Below are 7,040 nucleotides of genomic sequence, written 5' to 3' on the forward strand. Positions count from 1 at the left end.
TATCGGCACTTGGCACTGCGGGTTGGAAATCGTTTAGAGGAGCGTATGAGGGCGGTTCTGCAGGAATGCTTGCAGGAGCGGTATCTGGAGTAGTGAACTCAGCGTTGGACTATGCGACCGAAGGAATTGTAGGCATGAACATGAGCTACAGTTACGCAAACGGTTTTGGAGTTGGAATTAACATAGGGACACCTAACGATATGCAGGTGGGTGGTAGCGTCGGATTGAACTACAATGCGAAGAGCGGAGCTTGGGGAGCAAGCGCGGGTTTGAAAGTAGGTTTTGGTAAGGACGCTGAAGGTAACTATTCGAACTGGGTGGATGTCGGCTACAACCGTAACAACATCGGTAGGGACAATCAATCTTCTGGAGTGAGCGCGAACATCCGCGGTCAATACAACGAAAAGAGAGGATTGTCGGGCAGCTTAGGCTTGAGTTACGATACGAAAGCGGGTTACGGGGCTTCGATCGGTCTTACGTCGAGTTTTGGTCCAGTGAGCGTAACCCCTTCTTGGTCTTATTCGGAATACGGGGGCTTAAGCAGCGACGTTCAATACGGCTTTAACAAAAATCTTTTCAACCAAACAAACAATCAGAATCACGCTTCTGCAAACCGGAACTTGCTGGATGATATCTTGAACGGTATTGGCGGTTTGGTGGGTGGCATCGGTCGTGGCGCTAAGTCCGCTTGGGATGGTTTGAGTGGCGCCTTAGACAGTGTGGGTAATTTTCTCTCTAAGGCGTATGACAAGATATTTGGTAGTAAGATGTATCCTATGATGGTGGTTGGAGAGGGAATTGGCGGTGAGGGTTCTTCCGGCAACGGAGTGTCTCATCGCGGTGGCTATGAAAATATTAATAATTTTGAATTCGATGAAATGACTTATAATTACGAAGTTGTTGATGGCAACGGAAAGACAGTGTCTCTTGAAGAATATCGGGCCGGTTTAGAAAAGAAGGTCCGTGATAAACTGACGAGTGATCCAAATTACAAGGGAGATGTAGAGAAAGATGTCAAAAGGCTAATCCAAGAAGCGTCCCAGATTTTTATGGGAAATATTGATACTGAATGGAAGGGGTATAATGATAAAACTGGAACTGAAAAGTCTTATATCCTCGGTGGAATTAATACAGACTCTATAGAAATAGATGCGTCTGGTAATGCACATCATTTAACTCCAGAGGAATCGGCTCCTCAAGGATACGCGGAAAACAATTTAATCCGTCGTCCAAATAACTTTTACTTTATGGACGCGCAAGCAGTGAAACCTGGTGGAAACGGTCTGTTCCCATTGTATCAAATGAAATTTGATGGAACTCAGAACCAATGGTTAGGTAGATTGGTCGGGACAGTTGGAAATCAAATTTTGTATCCGCAGGATGGAAGTCCTGTGGATCAAGTGATATATCCTTCCAAACCTGCTTGGGCGCAACAGGGAGTAGAAGGCTTTAACTACGCTGGAAATAATCCGTGGGTTCCAATGAAACCACCGGCAGACAATCGACCGTTTTGAAAATAGGATGAAACCATGAAGAAACTTTACATATTATTCCTAATTTACTTAATCGGGGCCGCTACTTGCGCTTTGTATGCTGATCCTCAAAGCGATTTGGCAAATTCGATATACACAGTCCTCAATAAGAAGGATTGGGTTGATAAACGATTTGCAATATTAGTATTACCGGATGGCCCAAATCATTGTTCTGATAATCGGAGAAATAGGAAAAAGGAAGAGGAACTCGGGACTTTGCTGGGAAGTCTTGGAGCCAAGAATTATGTGAGAGATTTTTCTGTTGATGAAGAAAAGGCTTTAAAGCCAGAGCTTAGTAACTGTCCGACGGTTTTGCTTAAAACAAAAAAAGCCGATTTTATCGTTACAGTAGTTATTAAAGCAGGGGTGTATAAAGGATTTCTTTACGGACCAATACTCGAAAATCGAGAATTTCAATTTTCCTCCGGAAAAGTTGATCCTTCTCTACAGGCTAATTTACTTTTAGAAACGGAAGGGAAGGAACCAATTGAACTAAAGATTCATAAAGACGTGCGTAATTTGAAGATACGGGCTAAGTTTTTGAATCGAATCACAGGGATGTCTGCTTTGACGGATTTGGAAGAATTAAGGGTAGATGAATTAGAGTTGCAGAATATTCCAAAGTTTGACTTTGATCGTCCTTACGAATTGGCAATCTTTCACAATTACATTAAAGATATACATGCGGATGATTTTGATCAAAATGCTTTCAGTGTTGATATTTCTAGGAATTTAATCGAAGATGATTCTTGGTTTTGTGATATATCTACGATTAAAGAGATATACATTTTTCGTAATAAACTAAGGACAGCGGATTGCCTTTTATCCAATGACCATGTGGAAAAAGTTAAAAGTTCTTTTAATTATATCTCGAACATAAAGGCGCGGAAGTTAGGAAAAAAAATTAAATTTTTAGATCTATCGTATAACGGGATTCGTAGTTTTCCATGGAATGCACTTAACGAATCCGGAATGAAGGATTTGAACCTTTCGAATAATCACTTGTATGATATAGCGGTGATTGATCTTTCAACGATTGAGACTGTCGATTTATCAAATAACCCAATTTTGAAAGTTGTGATCGGCGAAAAATCTAAGAATCTAAAATTATTAAAAGTTTCAACGAAAACGGTCGTTGACTTTAAAAATCCAATTAAAAGGTGTGAAGCGAGTGAGAAGGTTGAGAAGCAATGCGTAACTGTTGAATATGAATGAATTTTTTGAACCACAACTGCGTGAGCGATCGAAGTGGAAATACTGCAACGCAACATGAGTTAAATGCTGAAACCGGAATATACGCAAAGCTTGAAATGGTGCGTTGCAGATTGAAACGAAGAGCGCGACCCGGCGTAAAACGCCGGGGCACGCCCCTGAAATCTAACCCCTATTCACTGACCCCTAAAATGGACGCGTATTTTACGAACCAAGGAAAAACGGTCCTGACCACCGAAGAGAAGGACCGGTTTAAACTTTTAAGCAGCGGAGTGACCGACGCTTGGGGGTTATGGCAGTACGATCCGGCGCACCTTCTCTGTGAAAGGTAACAAGGAATGTCCGGATATCCGGACTTTCCAAAAAGCTGTCAACACGAGCCGTGCACGAGTTACTTCAGTTTAATCATAAATAAAATAAATAGGAAAGAAAAAATGAGAAAAAACAGAATACAATCAAGCGTATTAATTTTGCCTTTACTGGTTTTAATGAATTGCTATTCGTTAGGTGCGGATCGCATTTTCAAACCGGGCATTGAAATACAAACGAAACCGACTATCGTAGAAGTAGATGAGAAAGGGATTGTTCCCCTTAAAAGCGAACTTTGGATTCGGTTAGGTGATTCTTTTAAAAAAGAGTATGAACATAGCTGGGGAATATTTCGTGAAGCAGCGAATACACGGATCAATTCTATTGTAGCTACTTACGAGGAATCTAAGCTTTTTTCGGCTGTAAAGTTTGTTCCGAATGCGGAAGAGGTCCCTAACGCGAAGTCAAAAACCTTCGAAGTAAAATTAGATTATACTGATAATGTTAGAACAAATAGTTTGTATAAACTTCCGTTTTTATTTATAGCCTTAATTGGGTATGTAATTATTCCAAATTATATGGAAGTTGATTTAACTTTGGTAAATGAAATCAAACGTTGGGATAATAAAGTAAATAGTTATACTTCGGCAGCAAAAGGCAGAATTTACTTTTACTTTGATGGAAAAGCAGGTAATAAACTATATGCAGAACTTGATAAAGAGAATACCAAATCGATTATTTCCCAGATGAAAGTAGATTATTCTTTTTTGAGCGGGAAATGAGATTTTCTGGAAGGACGCGTTAGGCGTCCTTCTGTGCACCTTCTCTGTGAAAGGTTAAAAGGTTTCGGCGCTGCTTTTAGCGGTCTGAGCCGTGAGAATCTTGCAAACGGCTGGAATGCGTTGTTTGGTGATGGTGATGATGGGGCGACTGCGAGAGAATTGGATGCAATTTTAGATGCAGACGCAGATTTGTTGCCTAAGGCTGCATGTTTTACAAAGGGAACGTTGATAAATACAGCTCAAGGTTTGGTTGCTATTGAACAAATCAAAGTCGGTGACGAAGTTTTAGCCTTTGATGAACTAACACGTTCAAACACTTATAAAAAAGTAACAAAAACATTTAAAAACACAAAAGATAAAATTTACGAAATGACTATAAATGGAATAAAGCAGTGCAGAATCCACACCAAAGGTAGCAAGTGGGCTCCGGGAAACCGAAATGCCGCTTGAAAAGACCAAACTAACATAACGGATGACAAACGCAAAACCTGTGCAGTTCCGAGAAGCAAAGGCAAAACAAAGAAACAAAAATTACTAAAAAAAATAGGAATATAATGGTTTTTAGAAGTAAATAAAGATCCATAATAGCCGAAGATAAAAAGAACATTATTGATTAATAATACTTAAAGGAATATCAAAATGAAATCTTTTGCTCAAGAACCTTCGTTAAAAAGAGTGTTACAAAAAATCAAAAATTTAAATGAAACTGAACTTACTGAAGTGGAGGCTGTTGTTGATTCCCTTCTCAATGCTAAATTTGAATCTTTTATGAATGAGTTTGCTCATGCAGTTGGGTTGGATCGACCACTTTTAACATTAGTTAAAAAAGGTCGTCGCAGAAAAGCCAAAAAGGATTGATTGATTTTGATAATAAATAGAAACAAAATGTTTAAAAAAAATCTTGTCTACGGCTCATTCAAATCCGCAAAGTTCGGTCTCTAAAAAATAGGTGAGCCAAGTTCGCTTGAGTCGTGAAATTTGAGAGGATTTTTCCGTCGGCTCCGATTGAATTTTTAGTGGAATTTACTTCAAGAATGTGGCATGGTTTACATTATGTCACATTTAGCTTTAAAACCAATTTCGCTCCAAGAAAATAGGATTCAGGGACTGGAAAATCCTATAGAACTCGCTCACGTAAAGAGCTTTATCCAAAACATATTTTCTTCAAGCGGGTACAATAAATCGCCCTATGCCGAAATCGATCTTGATCCTTGGTCGACTTGGTTCTATGTTACGGATTCTGAAAAAAAGATTCTATCTGCGATGAGAATTGTAGAAAAAAAACCTAATAACTTTCTCCCAATCGAAATGGGAGTCATTTATGGATCCAATCCACAAAAAAGATACGTTGTGCTGGAAGAGAACGTTGCAGACTGGAATAACGTTGCATTTTTGCGTACGGTTATGGGCGGAAAAGCTGCAACGATCAATTTTAAGATGGTTATCAAACATTGTTTAGAAAAAAATTATTCGAAAGTCTATGGAATGTATCATCAAAAATTAGCGTCCATCGAACGAATTTATCTGTCGGCAGGGGCAGAATTATCAAAGCGTTTTTCCAAACCGGTTTTTTTCCCGGAAGATTATATCGATCAAGAATTGGTTCTCTTAAACATTATCGAAATCAATAAAACAAGTTTACAAAAAATTCATGTTAATTTAATGTAATTTTCGAGGAAATTTCGATGAATATCGCGGTAGCTATTAGTTTACTCTGTTCCGTCTCGGTTTTATTTTTAGGAATTTATGTGATTCGATTAGGACATCGGAAAAACCCAAAGATACCAAAGTATTTCTTTGGGCTCACTCTATCCATCAGCCTTTGGACGTTTCTTTCAGGAATCCGTTATATAATGCCTCCGAAAATTTATGCGATTGCGCCCAGTCTGACTTTGCTTCCCGTAATTTTCGTACCGTTTCTTCTAAATCAGTTCATCATGAATCTAATTCAAGCCGACTTTAAACAGAAAAAAATTATAGTTTTATTTCATGCGGCGATCCTCGTTTATCTCTTTCTTTCCTGTGTTTCTTTCAATATGATCGAGATGATAGACTATCAAACGTCCTCCTATAAACCCCTATTAGCATATCATACTTTAATAACCTATTCGTTTGGATCCGTTGGATTTTCTATTTTTTTAATTTTAAAAAAAACGATTACTTCCTCCGGTTCCGAACGAGTACAATTTACCTTACTTGGACTTGGAGTTTTAATCAGTTTATCCACTACGATTCTACTCGTATATATTTTACCCACATTTGGAATTTTCAAAGGGTATTTTATTCCTATGGGATTTATTCCTTCTTCGTTTTTATGGGCCGTAGCCATTCTTCAATACGATGTGTTTGAAACAAAGGCCGCGATGCTTTCAGGCGGTAAGGTGCCTTATCTAAATCGTATTACACTTAGTTTTTATTTAACTCTCTTTCGACATTTGGATCCAAATGAATTTAGAGATAAGTCCGTAGCCCTCAAGACCGCTCTTACAACCGATATGCTTTATACCGAGATGAATCTAGTGTTTAATACGGATTTTGAATTAGACAGACGGGCCGAAGTGCTAGCTAGAAAATATTATCGATATATTAAGTAGTTTTTCGCCACCACCTCAAAACTTTACTTCTCAGAAAGCCGCGTTACAATTAGGTCGATCGGGGCTCGGTCTTTTTCCGTTAAATTTATATATTTTTCGATCATTGACTTTGCGTTTGGAATTTTTTCAACTCTACGGATTAAACGATTCCATTCTTCGATTTTTGTTGAAAGGCCCTCTCGGAATTTGATGACATTCGTCATCTTTGGTCCTATTCCTTTTAGAACCCAGTCCTTCTTATAGTTATAAACAACTTCGATAATAAAAGCCGTTTGTTCCGTAACTTCAATATCATCCGTTTCAATTCTGCTCAAAAGAGCCTGAGAAATAAAAATCTCAGAAGCGAATTGATTTTGTGTTATCTTTTCGCCCGTCCCTTCGGTTCGGATGAATTTGACTCTTTGTCCCCTGCAGAACCCACACCAAAGGTAGCAAGCTGGGTCCGGAAAACCGGAAAGCGGCTTGAAAAGGTGAAATGATAAGATGACACCTTCACGGATATCGAATAAAAAAAAGAAGCGCCGACTAATTGAAATTAGCCGGTGTTTGAATGTGAAAAACTACTTTCTCTTTTTCGAAATAGTAGATTGATCAGAACAAGGATCACAGAG

The 7,040-nt window shown here is 38.7% G+C and carries 7 protein-coding genes and 2 pseudogenes; 8 read left to right on the forward strand and 1 reads right to left on the reverse strand.

Translation table 11 applies throughout. The features are described 5' to 3' along the window. The 8 genes and pseudogenes from LEP1GSC194_RS23020 to LEP1GSC194_RS10525 all read left to right on the forward strand — a co-directional run. Window positions 1-1,514, forward strand: a pseudogene (locus tag LEP1GSC194_RS23020) (hypothetical protein); the annotation flags it as partial. Window positions 1,515-1,529: 15 nt separating this feature from the next. After that, on the forward strand, window positions 1,530-2,747 hold the full coding sequence (locus LEP1GSC194_RS10500; RefSeq protein ID WP_020773580.1) for a leucine-rich repeat domain-containing protein: 1,218 nt from the start codon (window positions 1,530-1,532) through the stop codon (window positions 2,745-2,747). Then, window positions 2,744-3,064: pseudogene (locus LEP1GSC194_RS23590) on the forward strand (hypothetical protein); the annotation flags it as partial. The gene LEP1GSC194_RS10500 and the pseudogene LEP1GSC194_RS23590, both read left to right, overlap by 4 nt. A 114-nt stretch (window positions 3,065-3,178) precedes the next feature. Then, window positions 3,179-3,835: a hypothetical protein gene (locus LEP1GSC194_RS10505; RefSeq protein ID WP_155826365.1), complete on the forward strand. Its 657-nt coding sequence runs from the start codon at window positions 3,179-3,181 to the stop codon at window positions 3,833-3,835. 33 nt (window positions 3,836-3,868) lie between these two features. Further along, window positions 3,869-4,285 (forward strand): polymorphic toxin-type HINT domain-containing protein, encoded by a 417-nt coding sequence (locus LEP1GSC194_RS10510; protein ID WP_017809485.1) that lies wholly within the window; start codon window positions 3,869-3,871, stop codon window positions 4,283-4,285. Window positions 4,286-4,474: 189 nt separating this feature from the next. Continuing rightward, complete coding sequence (locus tag LEP1GSC194_RS10515; RefSeq protein WP_017809486.1) at window positions 4,475-4,693, forward strand: hypothetical protein; 219 nt, start codon at window positions 4,475-4,477, stop codon at window positions 4,691-4,693. 195 nt (window positions 4,694-4,888) lie between these two features. Beyond that, complete coding sequence (locus tag LEP1GSC194_RS10520) at window positions 4,889-5,503, forward strand: LBL_2463 family protein (protein ID WP_020773579.1); 615 nt, start codon at window positions 4,889-4,891, stop codon at window positions 5,501-5,503. Window positions 5,504-5,520: 17 nt separating this feature from the next. After that, entirely contained in the window at window positions 5,521-6,429 is a 909-nt protein-coding gene (locus LEP1GSC194_RS10525; RefSeq protein WP_020773581.1) for an LIC10906 family membrane protein, read from the forward strand. A gap of 23 nt (window positions 6,430-6,452) precedes the next feature. Here LEP1GSC194_RS10525 and LEP1GSC194_RS10530 read toward each other — a convergent pair whose 3' ends face one another. Beyond that, window positions 6,453-6,818 carry a helix-turn-helix domain-containing protein gene (locus LEP1GSC194_RS10530; protein ID WP_051997432.1) on the reverse strand — a complete coding sequence of 122 codons (366 nt, stop codon included), beginning with the start codon at window positions 6,816-6,818 and terminating at the stop codon, window positions 6,453-6,455. Between the last annotated feature and the right edge of the window lie 222 nt (window positions 6,819-7,040).

The organism is Leptospira alstonii serovar Sichuan str. 79601 (assembly GCF_000347175.1).
GTDB classification, from domain to species: Bacteria; Spirochaetota; Leptospiria; order Leptospirales; family Leptospiraceae; genus Leptospira; species Leptospira alstonii.

Bases quoted from the DNA above. Each gene is read 5' to 3' on its own strand.
- LEP1GSC194_RS10500 (WP_020773580.1), top strand. From the start codon at position 1,530: ATGAAGAAACTTTACATATTATTCCTAATTTACTTAATCGGGGCCGCT.
- LEP1GSC194_RS10505 (WP_155826365.1), top strand. From the start codon at position 3,179: ATGAGAAAAAACAGAATACAATCAAGCGTATTAATTTTGCCTTTACTG.
- LEP1GSC194_RS10515 (WP_017809486.1), top strand. From the start codon at position 4,475: ATGAAATCTTTTGCTCAAGAACCTTCGTTAAAAAGAGTGTTACAAAAA.
- LEP1GSC194_RS10520 (WP_020773579.1), top strand. From the start codon at position 4,889: ATGTCACATTTAGCTTTAAAACCAATTTCGCTCCAAGAAAATAGGATT.
- LEP1GSC194_RS10525 (WP_020773581.1), top strand. From the start codon at position 5,521: ATGAATATCGCGGTAGCTATTAGTTTACTCTGTTCCGTCTCGGTTTTA.